The organism is Microbacterium hatanonis, from assembly GCF_008017415.1.
Classification (GTDB): domain Bacteria; phylum Actinomycetota; class Actinomycetes; order Actinomycetales; family Microbacteriaceae; genus Microbacterium; species Microbacterium hatanonis.
In genome coordinates, this window is record NZ_VRSV01000001.1 from 2,067,791 (window position 1) to 2,086,265 (window position 18,475).

General features: G+C 70.9%; 15 protein-coding genes and 1 riboswitch. Of the genes, 9 read left to right on the top strand and 6 right to left on the bottom strand.

The window, feature by feature from the left end; all coding sequences use genetic code 11:
- Positions 1–39: 39 nt before the first annotated feature.
- The gene (locus tag FVP77_RS09940) at positions 40–1,953 is read left to right on the top strand and encodes an ABC transporter ATP-binding protein (RefSeq protein WP_147894314.1); all 1,914 of its coding nucleotides are present in this window, start codon (positions 40–42) and stop codon (positions 1,951–1,953) included.
- A gap of 147 nt (positions 1,954–2,100) precedes the next feature.
- Here the strand turns inward: FVP77_RS09940 and FVP77_RS09945 are convergent, their stop codons facing one another.
- Positions 2,101–3,978 carry a phosphoenolpyruvate carboxykinase (GTP) gene (locus FVP77_RS09945; RefSeq protein ID WP_147894315.1) on the bottom strand — a complete coding sequence of 626 codons (1,878 nt, stop codon included), beginning with the start codon at positions 3,976–3,978 and terminating at the stop codon, positions 2,101–2,103.
- A gap of 109 nt (positions 3,979–4,087) precedes the next feature.
- Here FVP77_RS09945 and FVP77_RS09950 point away from each other — a divergent pair, with 109 nt between their 5' ends.
- Positions 4,088–5,524, top strand: a complete 1,437-nt coding sequence (locus tag FVP77_RS09950) for an XRE family transcriptional regulator (RefSeq protein WP_147894316.1) — start codon at positions 4,088–4,090, stop codon at positions 5,522–5,524.
- Between the two features lie 34 nt (positions 5,525–5,558).
- Positions 5,559–6,167: a DUF1684 domain-containing protein gene (locus tag FVP77_RS09955; RefSeq protein ID WP_147894317.1), complete on the top strand. Its 609-nt coding sequence runs from the start codon at positions 5,559–5,561 to the stop codon at positions 6,165–6,167.
- 6 nt (positions 6,168–6,173) lie between these two features.
- Here FVP77_RS09955 and FVP77_RS09960 read toward each other — a convergent pair whose 3' ends face one another.
- A complete protein-coding gene (locus FVP77_RS09960) occupies positions 6,174–7,253 on the bottom strand; it encodes a winged helix DNA-binding domain-containing protein (protein ID WP_147894318.1) in 1,080 nt (359 codons plus the stop codon).
- Between the two features lie 83 nt (positions 7,254–7,336).
- Between FVP77_RS09960 and FVP77_RS09965 the strand changes: the two genes are divergently transcribed.
- Complete coding sequence (locus tag FVP77_RS09965; protein WP_147894319.1) at positions 7,337–8,131, top strand: transglutaminase-like domain-containing protein; 795 nt, start codon at positions 7,337–7,339, stop codon at positions 8,129–8,131.
- 102 nt (positions 8,132–8,233) lie between these two features.
- Here the strand turns inward: FVP77_RS09965 and FVP77_RS09970 are convergent, their stop codons facing one another.
- Together FVP77_RS09970 and glyA are read right to left on the bottom strand one after the other, a co-directional pair.
- Positions 8,234–9,115: a bifunctional methylenetetrahydrofolate dehydrogenase/methenyltetrahydrofolate cyclohydrolase gene (locus tag FVP77_RS09970; protein ID WP_147894320.1), complete on the bottom strand. Its 882-nt coding sequence runs from the start codon at positions 9,113–9,115 to the stop codon at positions 8,234–8,236.
- Positions 9,116–9,220: 105 nt separating this feature from the next.
- A complete protein-coding gene (glyA, locus tag FVP77_RS09975) occupies positions 9,221–10,495 on the bottom strand; it encodes a serine hydroxymethyltransferase (RefSeq protein ID WP_147894321.1) in 1,275 nt (424 codons plus the stop codon).
- Between the two features lie 70 nt (positions 10,496–10,565).
- Positions 10,566–10,667: riboswitch (ZMP/ZTP riboswitch) on the bottom strand.
- Between the two features lie 129 nt (positions 10,668–10,796).
- On the opposite strand from glyA, the gene FVP77_RS09980 reads away from it, so the two are divergent.
- From FVP77_RS09980 to FVP77_RS09995, 4 genes are all read left to right on the top strand, one after another.
- Positions 10,797–11,183 (top strand): YrdB family protein, encoded by a 387-nt coding sequence (locus tag FVP77_RS09980; protein WP_147894322.1) that lies wholly within the window; start codon positions 10,797–10,799, stop codon positions 11,181–11,183.
- A complete protein-coding gene (locus FVP77_RS09985; protein ID WP_147894323.1) occupies positions 11,180–12,553 on the top strand; it encodes an FAD-binding oxidoreductase in 1,374 nt (457 codons plus the stop codon). The genes FVP77_RS09980 and FVP77_RS09985 overlap by 4 nt, the downstream gene beginning before the upstream one ends.
- A complete protein-coding gene (locus FVP77_RS09990; protein WP_147894324.1) occupies positions 12,550–12,963 on the top strand; it encodes an NUDIX hydrolase in 414 nt (137 codons plus the stop codon). Before FVP77_RS09985 ends, FVP77_RS09990 begins: the two co-directional genes overlap by 4 nt.
- Before the next feature lie 96 nt (positions 12,964–13,059).
- Complete coding sequence (locus FVP77_RS09995; RefSeq protein ID WP_147894325.1) at positions 13,060–14,514, top strand: L,D-transpeptidase family protein; 1,455 nt, start codon at positions 13,060–13,062, stop codon at positions 14,512–14,514.
- A gap of 145 nt (positions 14,515–14,659) precedes the next feature.
- Here the strand turns inward: FVP77_RS09995 and FVP77_RS10000 are convergent, their stop codons facing one another.
- Positions 14,660–16,876, bottom strand: a complete 2,217-nt coding sequence (locus tag FVP77_RS10000; protein ID WP_147894326.1) for an NADP-dependent isocitrate dehydrogenase — start codon at positions 16,874–16,876, stop codon at positions 14,660–14,662.
- A 160-nt stretch (positions 16,877–17,036) separates the two neighbouring features.
- On the opposite strand from FVP77_RS10000, the gene FVP77_RS10005 reads away from it, so the two are divergent.
- Positions 17,037–17,489, top strand: a complete 453-nt coding sequence (locus FVP77_RS10005; RefSeq protein ID WP_147894327.1) for a GNAT family N-acetyltransferase — start codon at positions 17,037–17,039, stop codon at positions 17,487–17,489.
- Positions 17,490–17,604: 115 nt separating this feature from the next.
- Here FVP77_RS10005 and FVP77_RS10010 read toward each other — a convergent pair whose 3' ends face one another.
- Positions 17,605–18,393 carry a lytic transglycosylase domain-containing protein gene (locus FVP77_RS10010; RefSeq protein WP_147894328.1) on the bottom strand — a complete coding sequence of 263 codons (789 nt, stop codon included), beginning with the start codon at positions 18,391–18,393 and terminating at the stop codon, positions 17,605–17,607.
- Positions 18,394–18,475: the final 82 nt, after the last annotated feature.

The window sequence follows — 18,475 nt, forward strand, 5'->3', positions numbered from 1 at the left end:
GAAGGGATACACCCGACGACGATCGAACGAGGTACCGGCATGTCCACCCCCGTACGCGCACGCCGCGGCCGCCGCACTCCCGACGACGGTCCCCGCGCGAGCTTCCGTCAGCTGCTGCCGTTCCTCTTCGAGCACAAGAGGGTGCTGGTGGTCGTCGCGGTTCTGAGCGTCATCGGCGCGGGCACGACCCTCGCCCAGCCGCTGCTCGTGGGCCAGGTCATCGAGCTCGTGCAGAACGGCGAGACGCTGGGTGCGCTGGTATGGGCGATCGTCGCGCTCGTGATCGTGTCGTCGGTCATCTCCGGTTACCAGCACTACCTTCTGCAGCGAACCGGCACCGCCGTGGTCTACTCCAGCCGCCGAAAGCTCATCGCCCGCATCCTCCACCTGCCGATCAGCGAGTTCGACGCCCGTCGCACGGGCGACCTCGTCTCGCGGGTGGGAACCGACACGACGCTCCTGTACGCCGTTCTCACGCAGGGACTCGCCGACAGCGTCGGCAACGCCCTCATCTTCGTCGGAGCGATCATCGCGATGGCGATCATCGACCCGGTGCTGCTGCTGCTCATCGTGGTCGTGATCGGCGTGTCGATCGCGGGCGTCAGCGTCTTGTCGGGTCGCATCCGCAAAGCCACCACGACGCAGCAGGAGAAGGTCGGGGAGCTCGCCTCGAGCGTGGAGCGTGCCGTCGGGTCGATCCGCACGGTGCGCGCCTCGGGGGCGACCGAGCGCGAGGAGTCCTCGATCTCGGCGACCGCGGGCGAGGCCTACGGCATCGGCGTGCGCATCGCGAAGGTCTCGGCCCTCGTCGTGCCGATCGCCGGCGTCGCGCTCCAGGTCTCGCTCCTCGTCGTTCTCGGCGTGGGCGGCTACCGCGTCGCCGACGGGGCGATCACGATCGCCTCGCTGGTGACGTTCGTGATGTTCCTGTTCTTCCTCGTCGGTCCGCTCGGCAGCTTCTTCGGCGCGATCACGTCGGTGAATCAGGCCCTCGGCGCGCTCGGGCGCATCCAGGAGGTCATCGATCTGCCCGTCGAGTCACAGGACGACGCGGCGATCGCGGCGCGGGTGACGGCGGATGCTGCGAGCGCCCCGACCGACTCCGACGCCGCGATCGAGTTCCGCGACGTGCACTTCGCCTACCCGGAGAACGTGGTGGCCGCTCGCCGCAAAGCCGAGACCGAGGCTCTCGCGGCCCTGGAGACGGCCCACCTCGCCACCGCCGCGATCGACCTGCCCGCCGGAGACCCCGACGCGCCTCACGCACTCGACGGCGAGGTGCTGCGCGGAGTGTCGTTCACCGTGCCGCGCGGCGCGCGCGTCGCCCTCGTCGGCCCGTCCGGTGCGGGCAAGAGCACGACCCTCTCCCTCATCGAGCGCTTCTACGACCCGACGGCGGGGGCGATCCTCCTCGACGGAACCGACGTGCGCGCCCTCGACCGTGCCGAGCTGCGGAGCCGTCTCGGCTACGTCGAGCAGGACGCCCCGACCCTCGCCGGAACCATCGCCGAGAACCTGCGGCTGGCCTCCCCCGAAGCATCCGACTCCGACATCGAGCGCGTGCTGCACGCGGTCAACCTCGGCGACGTGCTCGATCGCAATCCGCTCGGCGTCGACGCACCCGTCGGAGAGGCCGGCGTCATGCTCTCGGGCGGCGAGCGCCAACGCCTCGCCATCGCACGCGCACTGCTGGCGGCTCCCCCGATCCTGCTGCTCGACGAATCGACGTCGTCGCTCGATGGGCTCAACGAGCAGCGCATGCGCGACGCGATCGACGCGGTGGCTGCCGGGCGCACCCTCATCGTCATCGCCCACCGCCTGTCGACGGTCGTCGACAGCGACCTGATCGTCGTGCTCGAGAACGGGCGCGTCATCGGTCAGGGCACCCACTCCGAGCTCGTGGAGTCCACCCCGCTCTACCGTGACCTCGCCCGCCACCAGCTGCTCGTCTGACGCCGCGGCCGCACCGCTCCCCTCCGCCGCGGCGAACGAGCCTGAGTTCGTGCACCGGGCACCCGGCGCCGCGCACCGGGCGGGCGTCCGGGCGCCGCGGGCAGGGCGCGAAGCGCGGTGCCCCGGCGCCCGATTGCCGCGCGGGAGTCAGACCTGCGCGGCGCGGAGGCGGTAGCGCAGCGCCGACAGCTCCGACGTGAGCGCCGCGGGGATGCGTCCGCCGAACGTCGCGAAGAACTCCTCGGTCAGATCCGCCTCGTCGAGCCACGACCGGGGGTCGATCTCGAAAAGCTGCTCGAGGTCGGCCTCGGGCACGTCGATGCCGTCGAGGTTGAGGTCGGAGAGCCGCGGCATGCGGCCGATGGGCGTGGTCACGGCGGGGACCTTGCCGTCGATCCGCCGGATGATCCAATCGATCACGCGCGCGTTCTCGCCGAAGCCGGGCCACAGGAAGCGGCCGTCGGCGCCCTTGCGGAACCAGTTGACCTGGAAGATGCGCGGCGCGTGGTCGAACCGCAGGCTCTGTCCGACCCGCAACCAGTGGGCGAAGTAGTCGGCCATGTTGTACCCGCAGAACGGCAGCATAGCGAACGGGTCGCGGCGCAGCTCGCCGACGGTGCCCTCGGCGGCGGCGGTCTTCTCCGACGAGACCGTCGAGCCGAGGAACACGCCGTGCGCCCAATCGGTCGCCTCGAGCACGAGCGGCACGTTGGTCGCGCGGCGTCCGCCGAAGATGATCGCATCGAGCGGGACGCCCTCGGGGGTCTCCCAGTCGTCGGCGATCTGCGGGCACTGAGCGGCGGGCACGGTGAAGCGCGAGTTCGGGTGCGCGGCGGGGCGCCCCGAGTCGGGCGTCCACGGTTCGCCGCGCCAATCGGTGAGGTGCGGCGGAGCCTCGTCGGTCAGCCCCTCCCACCAGACGTCGCCGTCCGGGCGCAGCGCGACGTTCGTGAAGATCGTGTTGCCCCAGAGGGTCTCGACCGCCGTGACGTTCGTCGATTCACCCGTGCCCGGGGCGACTCCGAAGAAGCCGGCCTCGGGGTTGATCGCCCACATCCGACCGTCGGCGCCCTTGCGGATCCACGCGATGTCGTCGCCGAGGGTCTCGACCCGCCAGCCGGGGATCGTCGGGCGGAGCATCGCCAGGTTCGTCTTGCCGCACGCCGACGGGAACGCCGCGGCGAGGTGGTAGGCGCGCCCCGACGGATCGATGACACGGATCAGCAGCATGTGCTCGGCGAGCCAGCCCTCGTCGCGCCCGATGACGGAGGCGATCCGCAGGGCGAAGCACTTCTTCGCCAGGATCGCGTTGCCGCCGTACCCCGAGCCGAACGACCAGACCTCGAGGGTGTCGGGGAAGTGCACGATGTACTTCTCGTCGTTGCACGGCCACGCCGCATCCGCCTGCCCGGGGGCGAGCGGCGCACCGACCGAGTGCACGGTGCGCACCCAGGGCGCGCCGTTCTCGATCTCGCGCAGCACGGGTGTTCCGACGCGGGTCATGATGCCGATCGACGCGACGGCGTAGGCGCTGTCGGTCAGCTGCACGCCGATGTGCGAGAGCGGACCTCCGACGGCACCCATCGAGAACGGCACGACGTAGAGCGTGCGCCCGCGCATCGATCCGGCGAACAGCGACGTGAGCGTGCCGCGGATCTCGTCGGGCGCGACCCAGTTGTTCGTGGGGCCGGCGTCGTCCTCGTTCTCGGAGGCGATGAACGTGCGCGCTTCGACCCGGGCGACGTCGCCGGGGTGCGTGCGGGCGAGGTACGACCCCGGCCGCCATTCCGGATTGAGCTTGATGAGCTTGCCCTCGGCGACGAGCTCGCGCATCAGGGCGTCGTGCTCGGCAGCGCTGCCGTCGACCCAGTGCACGCGATCGGGCTTCGTGAGCGCGACGACCTCGTCGACCCAGAGGCGCAGCGCGATGAGACCCGGCGACGTCGACGGGGGCGGCGACCCGCCGGCGGGCACGGCCGCGGGCGCCGTCGACGGGCGGAAGGTGAGGGTGTCGGCGATGGCCATGCGAGCTCCTTCGAACAGAACGGGGTTCCTCCTCAGATTGACCGGCCTGTCCGCGTCTTTCGATGAAAAGTCTCGATAAGAATCACCGTTCTTTCGCTAGGATCAAACAATGACGTCTCCCGCCTTCGAGCTGACGACCCTCGGGCACCGCATCCGTCACCACCGCCTCGCGCGCGGGCTCACCCTCGACGAGCTCGGCGCCCAGGTCGGGGTGGCGGGCAGCCAGCTGAGCCTCATCGAGAACGGCAAGCGCGAGCCCAAGCTCTCGCTCCTCCAGGAGATCGCCCGCGCGACCTCGACGCCCATCTCCGAGCTGCTCTCCGCCGAGCCCCCGAACCGACGGGCGGCGCTGGAGATCGAGCTCGACCGCGCACAGGCCAGTCCGGTGTTCCGGCAGCTCGGCCTGCCCCCGGTGAAGGTCACGAAGGGGATGTCGGACGACACGATCGAGACCGTGCTCGGACTCCACCACGAACTGCAGCGCCGCGAACGCGAGGCCATCGCCACCCCCGAGGAGGCGCGCCGCGCGAACACCGAACTGCGCCTGCGGATGCGCGACGTCGACAACTACCTGCCCGACGTCGAGAAGCTCGCCGAGAAGCAGCTCAAGAGCGCCGGGCACGTCTCCGGCGCTCTCACCCACCGCACGGTCAGCATCATGGCCGAGCAGCTCGGGTTCGAACTGCTCTACGTCGACGACCTGCCCTACTCGGCGCGTTCGGTCACCGACCTCGAGAACGGGCGCATCTACCTTCCTCCGGCATCCATCCCGGGCGGGCACGGCCTGCGGTCGATGGCCCTGCAGGCGATGGCGCACCGGCTGCTCGGCCACCGGCCGCCCACCGACTACGCCGACTTCCTGCAGCAGCGGTTGGAGATCAATTACTACGCGGCGTGCTGCCTCATGCCCGAGGGCAACTCGGTGGCCTTCCTGCACCAGGCGAAGAAGGATCGCGACCTCGCGGTGGAAGACTTCCGCGACGCCTTCGGGGTCACTCACGAAGCCGCCGGCATGCGGATGACGAACCTGCTGACCCGCCACCTCGGGATCAAGCTGCACTTCCTGCGGGCCGACGGCTCGGGGGCGATCTCGCGCGTCTACGAGAACGACGGCCTCCCCCTCCCCGCCGACGTCACCGGTGCCGTCGAAGGCCAGCGCGTGTGCCGTCGCTGGTCGGCGCGCACGGCATTCGCCGAGAAGAACCGCACCACCGAGCACTACCAGTACACCGATACCCCCGCCGGCACGTTCTGGTGCTCCACGCAGACGGGCACGACCTCCGACGGCGACTTCTCGATCACGGTCGGCGTTCCCTTCGACGACGCGCGGTGGTTCCGCGGTCGTGAGACGCAGACGCGCGCGGTGTCGCGGTGCCCCGACGAGTCGTGCTGCCGCAGGCCGCCGGCCGAGTCGGCGAGCCGCTGGACGGGCAAGGCCTGGCCGAGCGCCCGCGTTCACCGCCACATGTTCTCTCCGCTCCCCCGCGGCGACTTCCCCGGCGTCGACGACACCGAGGTCTTCGCCTTCCTCGATCGCCACGCCTGAGCCGCCCCACCGCCGCGCGGCCTAGGGTCGAGGTATGCAAGCCCTCGAGATCGTCGACTGGCGCCGCCGCGTCTTCGCCCTCTACACCGAAGTGCGCGATCACCCCGACCTCGCCGCAGCCCACGACCTGTGGCGGCGCGGTCGCGACGAGCTGTTCGCGCAGCATCCGGCTTCGCCCCTGCTCGACGACGACCGCGACGCCTTCACCGGCCTGCGCGTGTTGCCCTACGACCCCGAGTGGCGGTTCACCTGCCGGATCGAGCCCATCGACCCGCATCGCATGGAGGTCGAGACCGGCACCGACGGCACCGTGCCGTTCGATCGCATCGGGCGCGTCGACGTCCCCGGCGTGGGCGGGCTCGACGTGTGGCGCCTCGCGTCGTACGGGGGCGGCGTGTTCGTGCCCGTCAAGGACGCCCTCAGCCGCGTACCCGGCGGCACCTACGGCGGCGGGCGGTACCTCATCGACACGATCAAGGGCGCCGACCTCGGCGGTTCACCCGACTCGCTCGTGCTCGACTTCAACTTCGCCTACAACCCGTCGTGCGCCTACGACCCGATGTGGGCCTGCCCCCTGGCGCAGGTCGGCAACACGGTCGACGTCGAGATCCCCGTCGGCGAGCGCTACGGAAGCGCGCGCTGAGCTCGCTCAGCCCGTGACGAACGCGGCGTAGCGCGCGAGCGCGGCCCCGACCTCGGAGTCGTCCGCCGCTCCCGCCACGAGGAGCTCCGGAATCGGCTCGTCGCTGTGACGGCCGACCGCGAGGGAGTGCGTCCACACGCCGACCACCTCCCCGCCGGCGACGAGGGTCGCGCGCACCATGCCGTTCTTGGCCGGACCCACGAGGGTGGCGATCTCCGGTGCGCAGGTCGCCGTGCGGTCGGCGTACGAGAGGTAGAACTCGTCGAACGGCGGCAGCGCGAGCACGTCGGGAGCCGCGGGCGAGCGCCGGGGCGCAGGCCCGGCGGCGACGTACTGCGGCTCGGGGTCGTCGGCGACGACCGAGAGACGATCGGATGCGGCGTCGGCCGCGCCACGCGCGAGGCCGAGCGGGAGTCCGCTCCACCAGGCGAAATCGCGGACGCCCGCGGGGCCGTGCGAGGCGATGTAGCGCACGAACATCTCCGCGGCCGGGTCGCGCGGCGGCGCAGCATCCGCGATCCAGTCCTCGGCGAGCACGATGTACTGCTCACGCCCGGGACCTCCCTGCCGCGGGGCGACGGGGCCGAGCACGAGCACGCCCCGCAGCGCGAGCGTCTGCAGCACGTGGATGCCCCGCTGGCCCTCGGGATCGACGCCGCCGGTGGCGAGCACCGACGTGAACTCCGCGCGGGTGAGCCGGTCGCCCCCGGCCAGGGCCGCGCGGACGAGCGCCTCCGATCGCGCGAAGTCCCCGTCGTCCAGACCGAGCTGGCGGTGGCGGCCGGCGGCGAGCGCGAGCTGGCGCTCGGAGGTGAGGGCGAGGAGCCAGGAGAGGTCGGCGGCCGGGGCGATGTGCAGGGTGCCGCGCATCGTCCACGCCCGGATGAGGGCACCCCGCGCGAACGCCGCGTCGACGGACGAGATCGGCGGCGTGCCCCGGGTGCGCAGCGCCAGCGCCCATCGTCCGGCGCCGAAGTCCTGCGCCTGGACGGCGAGCATGTGGGCCGCGGCCGCGGTCAGGGTCGCGGCGGGCGAGACCAGCCGATGCGAGCGCAGCCGGCGGTCGAGGAGCGAGGCGCGGTTCACGGTGACATCCTCGCGCACGCCGCCCGCCCGGCTCGGATCGGATGCTGCGGCCCGAGCCGACGCGGGTGTGGCACGCTGTGCGCATGAGACGTGACGTGACCAGCAAGATCGTGCTCGATGTGACCGGACAGGCCGACCTGGTGTTCGCCGTGGCGGTCTCGTCGCACTACGCCCCCACGACGGAGGAGTTCACCGCCTCGATCGACGGACGCCGGCTCGACCCGTCCGTCGTCGACGACGCGCACGGCACGCGCCTGCACCGACTGAGCGCCCCTCCCGGCCGCCTGGAGGTGCGCTATCGCGCGACCGTCGACGAGGGAGAGGTCGCCACCGCGACCGAGACCGACCTGCTCGTCTACACCCGCCCGAGCCGCTACGCCGAGTCCGACCGGTTGCTGCCGACGGCGGTGGCCGAGTTCGCGGGCATCACCGACCCGGTCGACCTGCTCGCCGCCGTGTCGTCGTGGGTGGGTACCGAGCTCGCCTATGTGCCCGGGTCGAGCCTGCCGACCGATGGGGCCGTGCGCACCCTGCTGGACCGCCGCGGTGTCTGCCGCGACTACGCCCACCTGTGCGTCGCGCTGCTGCGCGCGCTGAACGTACCCGCTCGTCTCGCGGCCGTGTACGCCCCCGGGCTGCACCCGATGGACTTCCACGCGGTGGCCGAGGCGTGGGTCGACGGCGCGTGGCGGATCGTGGACGCGACGACCCTGGCGCCGCGTCAGACGCTCGTGCGCATCGCGACCGGGCGCGATGCCGCCGACACCGCGTTCCTCACGATCGTGTCGGGCTTCGCGAACCTCGTCGAGATGGAGGTCACCGCGACGGCGGAGTCGCTCCCCCTCGACGACATCACCGAGCTGGTGCAGCTCGCCTGACGCGGTTCGCGTCACCACCGTCGGAGGATCGCACCGCGGTCGGAGGATTCTGCCCGCGTCCTCCGACGCCGGTGCGATTCTCCGACGTGCGTCGCCGCCGGGTCACGCGGTCGCGCGCTCCGCGGCCTCGACGACGTTCGTCATGAGGAGTGCCACCGTCATGGGGCCGACCCCGCCGGGGTTGGGCGAGAGGTAACCGGCCACGCCGGCGACACCGGGGTGCACGTCGCCGTAGACGCGGTTCTTGCCCGTCTCGGGGTCGGTCTCGCGGGTGACGCCGACGTCGAGAACGGCCGCTCCGGGCTTCACGTGCTCGGGGAGCACGATGTGCTTCACCCCGGCGGCGGCGACGATCACGTCGGCCTGCCGCAGGTGATGACCGAGGTCGGTCGTGCCAGTGTGGGTGAGCGTCACGGTCGCGTTGTATTCGCGGCGGGTCAGCAGCAGCCCGATCGAGCGGCCGATCGTGACACCGCGACCCACGACGACGACCTCCTTGCCCGTGAGGTCGTATCCGTTGCGCACCAGAAGTTCGAGGACACCGCGGGGTGTGCAGGGCAGCGGCGTGGTGATCGGCGCGTTGACGTTGAGCACGAGCCGTCCGAGGTTTGTCGGGTGCAGGCCGTCGGCGTCCTTCGCGGGATCGATCCGCTCGAGGATCGCATCGGTGTCGATGTGCTTCGGGAGGGGCAGCTGCACGATGTAGCCGTGGCACGTCGGATCGGCGTTGAGCTCGTCGATCGTCGCCTCGACCTCGGCCTGGGTCGCCTCGGCGGGCAGCTCGACCTGGATGGAGTTCATGCCGATCGCCTCGGACTCCCGGTGCTTCATGCCCACGTACAGCTGCGAGGCCGGATCGGCTCCGACCAGCACCGTGGCGATGCCCGGCGTGATGCCCTTCGCGCGAAGGGCGTCCACGCGCTCGCGCAGCTCCGCCTTGATCTCGGCTGCCGCCGCCTTGCCATCGAGCTTCTGCGCGGTCATGTGTTCTCCTCGTGTCGTCGTCGACGGTCGAGAGCCCGGCTCCCGCAGATCACTATGCCCGTAGGTATAGGTCCACGGCAACCGGGCTTCCGAACCTCTCGGTCTTTACTGAGTCAGACCCGGGTACAGCGGGAAGGCTGCGGTGAGGGCGGCGACGCGGGCGCGCAGCGCCTCGACATCGGCGTTCGGCAGCAGCGCGAGGGCGATGATGTCGGCGACCTCGGTGAACTCCGCGTCGCCGAAGCCGCGCGTCGCGAGGGCCGGGGTGCCGATGCGCAGACCCGATGTCACCATCGGCGGGCGGGGGTCGTTCGGCACGGCGTTGCGGTTGACCGTGATGTGGATCTCGTGCAGCAGGTCTTCGGCCTGCTTGCCGTCGATCGCGGCCTCGCGCAGGTCGACGAGCACGAGGTGCACGTCGGTGCCGCCCGATCGCACCGCGATACCGGCGGCGGCGACGTCGTCACGCGTGAGGCGCTCGGCGACGATGGCCGCGCCGCGCACCGTGCGCTCCTGGCGCTCGCGGAACGCCGGGGAGGCGGCGAGCTTGAACGCCGTGGCCTTGGCCGCGATCACGTGCATCAGGGGGCCGCCCTGCTGGCCGGGGAACACGGCGGTGTCGATCTTCTTCGCCAGCGCGGCGTCGTTCGTGAGGATGAAGCCCGAACGCGGGCCGCCGATCGTCTTGTGCACGGTGGAAGACACGACGTCGGCGTGCGGCACGGGGCTGGGGTGCAGGCCCGCCGCGACGAGACCGGCGAAGTGCGCCATGTCGACCCACAAGAGGGCACCGACCTCGTCGGCGATCTCGCGGAACCGGGCGAAGTCGAGCTGACGGGGGTAGGCCGACCAGCCGGCGATGATGACCTTCGGCTTGTGCTCGATCGCCAGTCGGCGCACCTCGTCCATGTCGATGAGCGAGCTGTCGGGATCTACGCCGTAGGCGACGATGTTGTAGAGCCGACCCGAGAAGTTGATCTTCATGCCGTGCGTGAGGTGGCCGCCCTGGTCGAGGGAGAGACCGAGCAGCGTGTCGCCGGGGCGGGCGATGGCGTGCAGCACGGCGGCGTTGGCGGTAGCGCCCGAGTGCGGCTGGACGTTCGCGAACTGCGCACCGAACAGGCTTTTCGCCCGCTCGATCGCGAGTTCTTCGGCGACGTCGACCTCCTCGCAGCCGCCGTAGTAGCGGCGACCGGGGTAGCCCTCGGCGTACTTGTTGGTGAGCACCGAGCCCTGCGACTGCAGCACCGAGACGGGCACGAAGTTCTCGGACGCGATCATCTCGAGGTAGCCGCGCTGACGCTCGAGCTCGCGCTCGAGCACCTGGGCGATCTCGGGATCGACCTCGGAGAGGGGGGCGTTGAATGACGGGTCGGACACGGGCGGACTCCTCGATCGTCGGGTGGATACTGCGGTTGCAGTCGGCCCGCGGAGCGCGCCGACGAACATCCACATCGGCCCAGGCGAGCGGTCGAATGCCATCGTGCAGAAGGCGAAAACAGTGTCGCTCCCCGGTGGTCCTCCACCTTGAACGCCAGTCGCGACAGGTCAGATCATACCGGATGCTGCCGCCCGTGCCCCGCGCGCGGAGACCTCCCCGAGCAGGCCGGCGTGCCCGCTTCTCGATCCTCCGCGCAGCTCGCCCTCCGCCCCGCGGCGAGACGGATCGTAGACTGGTCGCATGCCCGAAACCCCGAACGTCCGCGCCGAAGCGCCCCTCCAGCCGGGGATGCGACCGCGGCCCTCGGTCGCCGAGATCGGCGCCTTCCTCTGCGGCTTGTTCGCGTTCGCGACCCTCGCACTCTGGGGCTTCCTGGCATGGCCGCTCCCCTGGAACATCGTCTTCGGCATCGCCGCGCCGGTCGCGGCCATCCTCGTGTGGGCCCTGTTCGTCTCCCCGCGCGCGGTGTTGGCCGTGCACCCGTTCGTGCGGGCGATCGTCGAGCTGCTCGTGTACGCGGCAGCGACCGTCGCCTGGTGGAACATGGGCCAGGTGTGGGTCGGCATCGTCTTCGCGATCGTCGCCATCACCTGCGGCCTGTTCGCCGGCCGTCGACGACTCGCATGAGCGCCGACGTCGTCGGGCTGCTCCGCGACGCCCTCGGTGACCGCGTCGACACCTCGGCCGAGGCGCTCGACGCCGCGCGCGCCGACAAGTCGGGCCACGCCGCCCCCGAGCGGCCGCTCGCGGTAGTGCACGCCGAGTCGGTCGCCGACGTGCAGCGCGTGCTGCGGATCGCCTCCGCGACCTCGACCCCCGTGGTCACCCGCGGCGCGGGCACCGGTCTCGCCGGCGGCGCCAATGCCGGCGGCGGCGAGATCGCCCTGTCGGTGCGACGCATGAACCGCATCCTCGAGGTGCGCCCCGACGATCTGCTCGCCGTGGTCGAGCCCGGCATCCTCAACGCCGAGCTCAACGACGCCCTCGCCCTCCAGGGTCTGTGGTGGGCCCCCGATCCCGCGAGCCGGGCCATCTCCACCGTCGGCGGCAATATCGCCACCGGCGCCGGCGGGCTCCTGTGCGCGAAGTACGGCGTGGTCCGCGACGCCGTACTCGGGCTCGACATCGTGCTCGCCGACGGGCGCCTCCTGACGCTCGGACACCGCAGCGTCAAGGGTGTGACGGGCCTCGATCTCACCTCGCTCGTGATCGGGTCCGAGGGAATCCTCGGGGTCGTGGTCGCGGCCACTCTGAAGCTCCGTCGCCTGGTGGAGGGCGAGGTCGTCACGATCGCGGCCACCTTCCCCGACGTCCGCACCGCGGCCGCAGCATCCGCCGCCGTCACCGCCTCGGGCGCGCAGCCCGCGATCATGGAGCTGATGGATGCGGCGTGCCTCGCCGCCGTGCACGCGCTCCTCGGTCTCGACGCGCCCGCGCCCGGTGTGGCGCAGCTGACCCTCCAGACCGACGGCCCCGCCGCCGCCATGGAGGCGTCGAGGATCAGCGAGGTGCTGGGGGCCGCCGGTGGCACCGTGCGCGTCGCCGCCGACCGCGAAGAGGGCGAACGGCTGCTGACGATCCGTCGCTCGATGCATCCCGCGATGGAGACGCTGGGAACCGCCCTGATCGAAGACGTCTCGGTGCCGCGCAGCGCCCTCCCGGCGATGTTCGACGAGATCGCCCGCATCGAGCGCGAGTTCGGCATCGTCATCCCCACCGTCGCCCACGCCGGCGACGGCAACCTGCACCCGAACTTCGTCTTCGACGGACCCGAGGTGCCCGACCACATCTGGGCCGCGGCCGACGCCCTGTTCCACGCCGCCCTCGACCTCGGCGGAACGCTCACCGGCGAGCACGGCATCGGGGTTCTCAAGCGCCGATGGCTCGCCGACGAGCTGGGCGCCGACCAGTGGGAGCTCCAGCGACAGGTCGCGCGCGCCTTCGATCCCGCCGGGATCCTCAACCCCGGCAAGGTCTTCGAGACGGCCGCACGATGAGCGCCGAAGTGCACGTGAGCGCCGCCGTCGTGCTCGATCACGAAGGACGCGCGCTGCTGGTCCGCAAACGCGGCACGCACACGTTCATGCAGCCCGGAGGCAAGCCCGAGCCCGACGAGACCCCCGCCGAGACGCTCGCGCGCGAACTCTTCGAGGAGGTCGGGTTGAGCGTCGACGCGGCCTCGCTCGAACCGCTCGGGCAGTTCCGGGCGGATGCGGCGAACGAGCCCGGATTCACCGTCGTGGCGCATGCGTTCCGGGTGCGCGAACCGGTCGCGGCGTCGGACGTGACGATCGGCGCCGAGATCGAGGAGCTGCGCTGGTTCGGCGAGGCCGAGGCATCCGTTCTGCCGCTCGCTCCGCTCAGCCACGTGCTCCTCCCCCTCGTCTGGGGCGCGTCCCGCGGGTGAATCCGATGCACTTCGTTGTGCCACCGTGATATGGAACACCCCCGGAGGTGTGACCCACCGGATTACCATGGAGTGATCAAACGGGGGGTGACCGACATGACCGATCTCGTCACGAGACCGGATGCCGACGCAGACGACCGCGACGGCGCGACCGTCGACGGCGGCAGCGACGGTTCCGCCCCCACGGTCGCGTGGGCTCCCGCCGAGCCCGGCCGCCCGAAGAAGAAGCGCACCGCGCTGTGGATCGGCCTGCCGGTCGGCGCGACGCTCACCGCGCTCATCGCCGCCTCCCTCGTTCTCATCGCCCCCGGCGCCTCCGTCGCGGGCGTGCCGGTCGGCGGGCTCACGGCCGGAGGTGCGGCCGACGCGATCTCGGCCCGCCTGGCCGAGACCACGGTCGTGCTCGACAGCCCCGACGGCACCTTCGAGATCACGGGCGCCGACCTCGGCGCGAGCGTCGATGCGAAGGCGCTCGCCGACGCCGCGTTCGCCGAGAACCCGATGTGGAACCCGTCGACGTGGTACCCGGGCAGCAGCGATGCCGCGGTCACGATCGACCAGGCGACCGCCACGGCCGCGCTCCAGAGCGCCGCCCCCGACCTCTACGTCGCCCCCGTCGACGCCGCCGTGACCTTCGACGCCGCATCGGCCAGCTACGTGACCATTCCCGCGGTCGCCGGCGAGGGCGTCGACCTGGCTACCGTTCAGGCCGCCCTGCAGACGGCCTTCGACAGCGGGCAGACCTCCACCACCGTCGATGCCGCCCCCGTCGCCGTCGAGGCGCTCGCCACGACCGACGAGGCCGATGCCGCCGTCGCCGCGCTCAACAGCGTGCTCGAGACGGTCGGCTTCTACGTCGGCCAGGAGCGCACCGTGCCCGTCGATCGCACCGTCGCCGCGTCGTGGCTCACGGTGTCGTCCGACGGCGGCGATTTCACCTACACCGCAGACCCCGCGCTGATCCAGGCGAGCGTCGACGCACTCCCCGCAGCCGTGAACCGCGACGCCGTCAACGCGAACGTCATCACCGACTCCTCCGGCGGCGTGCTGCTCGAGCAGGTCGCCGGCGTCACCGGTCGCGCCCTCGAGTCGACCGACGGCATCGCCTCCGCGTTCGCGAGCCAGCTCGCCGAGGGCAACGGCGTGTTCCCGCTGACGGTGGCCGAGACGCCGTTCGCGACGACCGCCACCGAGCGCCGCCTCGAGGTCAACCTGAGCACGCAGATGACCTACCTCTACGAGAACGACCAGGTGCTCTACGCCTGGGCATCGTCGACCGGACTCCCGAGCAGCCCGACGACACCGGGCTCGTTCCGCATCGGGTGGAAGACCCCCCTGCAAGACATGGGCTGCTTCCCCGGCGCGACGTACTGCACCGAGAACGTGCCGTGGGTGGCCTACTTCAACGGCGATGAGGCCTTCCACGGCGCCTACTGGCACAACAACTTCGGCAACGTCATGAGCCACGGCTGCGTGAACCTGCCGGTCGCCTCGGCGAAGTTCCTCTACGACTGGGCGCCCAAAGGCACCGAGGTCTGGGTCCACTACTGAGTTCGACGAAAAGGGGCGGATGCTGCGAAGCATCCGCCCCTTTTCGTATAGCCGGGCTCCAACGCGCGGTCTCCGGTCGCAAGCGACGGCGCGGGTACGACGAAGGGCGGATGCTTCGCAGCATCCGCCCTTCGCAGGAGAGGCCTCAGACGCGGTCGATGATGCCGTTCAGCGTCGTCGACGGGCGCATGACGGCCTCGACCCGTGCGGGGTCGGGTCGGTAGTAGCCGCCGATCTCGGCGGGCGTGCCCTGCACCGCCGCGAGCTCGTCGACGATGGTCTTCTCGTTTGCAGCGAGGGCCTCGGCGACCGGGGCGAAGACCGCGGCCAGCTCGGCGTCCGTGGTCTGCGCCGCGAGCTCCTGCGCCCAGTAGAGCGCGAGGTAGAAGTGGCTGCCGCGGTTGTCGATCGCACCGATGCTGCGTCCGGGCGACCTGTCGTTCTCGAGGAACGTGCCGGTCGCCGCGTCGAGCGTATCGGCGAGGATCTTCGCGCGCGCGTTGCCCGCACGGTCGGCGAGGTGCTCGAGCGACGCCGCGAGGGCGAAGAACTCGCCCAGCGAGTCCCACCGCAGGAAACCCTCCGCGACGAGCTGCTGCACGTGCTTCGGCGCCGAGCCTCCGGCGCCGGTCTCGAACAGACCGCCGCCCGCGAGGAGGGGCACGATCGAGAGCATCTTGGCGCTCGTGCCGACCTCGAGGATCGGGAACAGGTCGGTGAGGTAATCGCGCAGAACGTTGCCGGTCACCGAGATGGTGTCTTCACCGCGTCGGATGCGCTCCAGCGAGTAGGTCGTCGCCGCTTCGGGCGCGAGGATCTCGATCGTGAGGCCCTCGGTGTCGTGGTCGGCGAGGTAGGTGCGCACCTTCTCGATGAGCTTCGCGTCGTGCGCACGGGTCTCGTCGAGCCAGAACACCGCGGGGGTGTCACTGGCCCGCGCGCGGCTGACGGCGAGCTTGACCCAGTCGCGGATCGGGATGTCCTTAGTCTGCGTCGCGCGCCAGATGTCGCCCTGCTCGACCGCGTGCTCGATGAGCACATCGCCGGCCGAGTTGGTGATCTGCACGACGCCGGGAGCGGCGATCTCGAACGTCTTGTCGTGGCTGCCGTACTCCTCGGCCGCCTGCGCCATGAGGCCGACGTTGGGCACGGTGCCGATCGTCGCCGGATCGAGCGGGCCGTTCGCGATGACGTCGTCGATGGTCGCCTGGTAGACGCCCGCGTACGAGGAGTCGGGGATGACGGCGAGCGTGTCGTCTTCGCCGCCGTCGACGCCCCAGAGCTTGCCGCCGTTTCGGACGAGCGCCGGCATCGACGCGTCGACGATGACATCGGAGGGCACGTGCAGGTTCGTGATGCCCTTGTCGGAGTTCACGTACGACAGGCGGGGTCCCGATGCGAGGTCGGCGGTGATCGCCGCGGCGATCTCGTCGCCCCCCTCGATCGACGGCAGGCCCGAGAGGATCGCACCGAGGCCGTCGTTCGCGGTGAGCCCGGCGGCGGCGATGGCGTCGCCGTAGCGGTCGAACACGTCGGCGAAGTAGGCCTTCACGACGTGGCCGAAGATGATGGGGTCGCTGACCTTCATCATCGTCGCCTTGAGGTGCACGGAGTAGAGCACGTCGTCGGCCTTGGCCGTCGCGAGGGTCTCGGCGAGGAACGCATCGAGCGCCGTGGCCGAGAGGAACGTCGCGTCGACGATCTCGCCGGGCAGCACCTTCAGCCCGTCTCGGAGCGTCGTGACGGTGCCGTCCGAGGCGACGTGGCGGATGTCGAGCACGTCGTCGCCGGGAATGACGACCGACTTCTCGTTCGAGCGGAAGTCGTCGTGCCCGAGGGTGGCGACACGGGTCTTCGACCCCTCGGCGAACGGCTTGTTGCGGTGCGGGTGCTTGCGGGCGTAGTTCTTCACCGACAGCGGTGCACGGCGGTCGCTGTTGCCCTCGCGGAGCACCGGGTTCACCGCGGAGCCCTTGATGCGGTCGTAACGGGCGCGGGCGTCCTTCTGCTCCGTCGTCGTGGGCTCGTCGGGGTAGTCGGGCACGTCGAAGCCCTGCGACTGCAGTTCGGCGATGGTGGCCTTGAGCTGCGGGATCGAGGCGGAGATGTTCGGGAGCTTGATGATGTTCGCCTCGGGCAGCGTCGCGAGACCGCCGAGCTCGGCCAGGGCGTCGCCGACCTGCTGCTCGGGGCTCAACCGCTCGGGGAACGCCGCGAGCACGCGTCCGGAGAGCGAGATGTCGCGGGTCTCGACGTCGACGTCGGCGTGCCGCGCGATCGCCTGCACGATCGGCAGGAACGATGCGGTCGCGAGCGCCGGGGCCTCGTCGGTGTGGGTGTAGATGATGGTGGAGTCAGGCACGTGTCGTCTCTCCGTCAGGCGTCGATGTCACCCGTCGATATCCAGCGTCGGGGTCGCGAATCAGCCTAACGCAACCGCGAAAATATCTTGATGTCGAGATAGTTGACGCGGGGCGTCAACTCGTTTCCCGTGGCGCGCTCTTCCCGGCTAGCCTGTCGTCATGGCAGACCTGCGACTCGTCGAACTGTCGGCCGCCACGATCGTGGCCGTCAACACGCTGTCTCTCAAGCCCGGGCAGGAGCAGTTCCTCGCTCCGCTCAGCTACGGAATCGCCGCCACCGTGGTGAACCCGCAGACCTCGTGGCAGCGCGTCGTGCTCGACGGCGACGAAGTCGTGGGTTTCGTCAGCGCGAACTTCGACCCCGAAGCATCCGTGGAGCACTTCCGTTCCGTGCTCTGGCGGATCAACGTCGACGCCGACGATCAGGGCCGCGGTATCGGCCGCTTCGCCGTCGAACGCCTGCTCGACGAGGCCCGCTCGCGCGGCCTGGAGCACGTCGACGTGATCTACGAATCGGGCGAAGAGGGCCCGGAGGCGTTCTTCCAGCGCGTCGGCTTCACCCCCGTCGGCGAGACCGAGTACGGCGAGATCATCGCCGAAGTCCGCCTCTGACCCACATTCCCGCAGCACCGCCGTCGGAGGGTCGCACCTCCGTCGGAGCATTCGAGGCGCAGCATCCGACCCGGGTGCGATTCTCCGACGCCGCCGCGAAGCGGATGACGCCGGGTCAGCCGGCGTCGAGCGCGTAGCGGTTGGCGACCGCGGCCACGTCATCGACGTAGACGTCGAGGTGGTTGTAGCTGAACACGGCCGCCCGCCATCCCTCGGTGGTCGTCATCGAGCCGGAATGGCAGAGGTAGCGCGCCGCGGCCAGCGCCGCGTCGTCGATCTGATTCGGATCGGCCGCGCCGTCGCCGTTCGCGTCGGCGCCCCAGCGCGCCCAGGTGTCGGGGATGAACTGCATCGGACCGACGGCGCGGTCCCAGACGGCGTCGCCGTCCCACGCCCCGCCGTCGGTGTCACGGATGGCGGCGTTGCCGTTGCCGTCGAGCTGCGGGCCGCGGATGGCCGGCGACGGGTAGCCGTCGTCTCCCAGTGCCGCTCCGCCGTGACGGCCGTGATCGGTCTCGATCGCGCCGATGCCCGCGAGAGTGTTCCACCCGATGCCGCATCCCGGTTGCTCGGCGTCGACGACGAGATCGGCGAGGGCGTACGCCTCCAGCGCCCGCCGCGGGATGCCGACGGCGGCCGCGACGCGGGCGCTCCACGCCGCATCCACCCTCACCGCGGGGGCATTCGTCTGCGGCTGGTCGGCGAACGACGCCTGGTCGCCGACCTGACCCGACACCTCGACCGCGGGGGCCGGCGAGTCGACGCGCGGGGCGTCGGCACGCGTCGACCCGGCGTTCACGGTGGCAAGCCAACCCCCGGCGACGACCAGGAGCACGACGCCGGTGATCAGCGCGAACCACGTGAAGCCAGACCCACGCGCCGGGATCTCGTCGTTCGGTGTCACGGGTGGTCTTCGCAGGTCGGGAGAGGGAAGAGGATGCTGCGCACCATAGCAGGGCGGAATGACCCGCACCCGAACGGCGGCC

Bases quoted from the DNA above. Each gene is read 5' to 3' on its own strand.
- FVP77_RS09940 (WP_147894314.1), top strand. From the start codon at position 40: ATGTCCACCCCCGTACGCGCACGCCGCGGCCGCCGCACTCCCGACGAC.
- FVP77_RS09945 (WP_147894315.1), bottom strand. From the start codon at position 3,978: ATGGCCATCGCCGACACCCTCACCTTCCGCCCGTCGACGGCGCCCGCG.
- FVP77_RS09965 (WP_147894319.1), top strand. From the start codon at position 7,337: ATGAGACGTGACGTGACCAGCAAGATCGTGCTCGATGTGACCGGACAG.
- FVP77_RS09950 (WP_147894316.1), top strand. From the start codon at position 4,088: ATGACGTCTCCCGCCTTCGAGCTGACGACCCTCGGGCACCGCATCCGT.
- FVP77_RS09995 (WP_147894325.1), top strand. From the start codon at position 13,060: ATGACCGATCTCGTCACGAGACCGGATGCCGACGCAGACGACCGCGAC.
- FVP77_RS09970 (WP_147894320.1), bottom strand. From the start codon at position 9,115: ATGACCGCGCAGAAGCTCGATGGCAAGGCGGCGGCAGCCGAGATCAAG.
- FVP77_RS09955 (WP_147894317.1), top strand. From the start codon at position 5,559: ATGCAAGCCCTCGAGATCGTCGACTGGCGCCGCCGCGTCTTCGCCCTC.
- FVP77_RS09980 (WP_147894322.1), top strand. From the start codon at position 10,797: ATGCCCGAAACCCCGAACGTCCGCGCCGAAGCGCCCCTCCAGCCGGGG.
- FVP77_RS09990 (WP_147894324.1), top strand. From the start codon at position 12,550: ATGAGCGCCGAAGTGCACGTGAGCGCCGCCGTCGTGCTCGATCACGAA.
- FVP77_RS10005 (WP_147894327.1), top strand. From the start codon at position 17,037: ATGGCAGACCTGCGACTCGTCGAACTGTCGGCCGCCACGATCGTGGCC.
- FVP77_RS09985 (WP_147894323.1), top strand. From the start codon at position 11,180: ATGAGCGCCGACGTCGTCGGGCTGCTCCGCGACGCCCTCGGTGACCGC.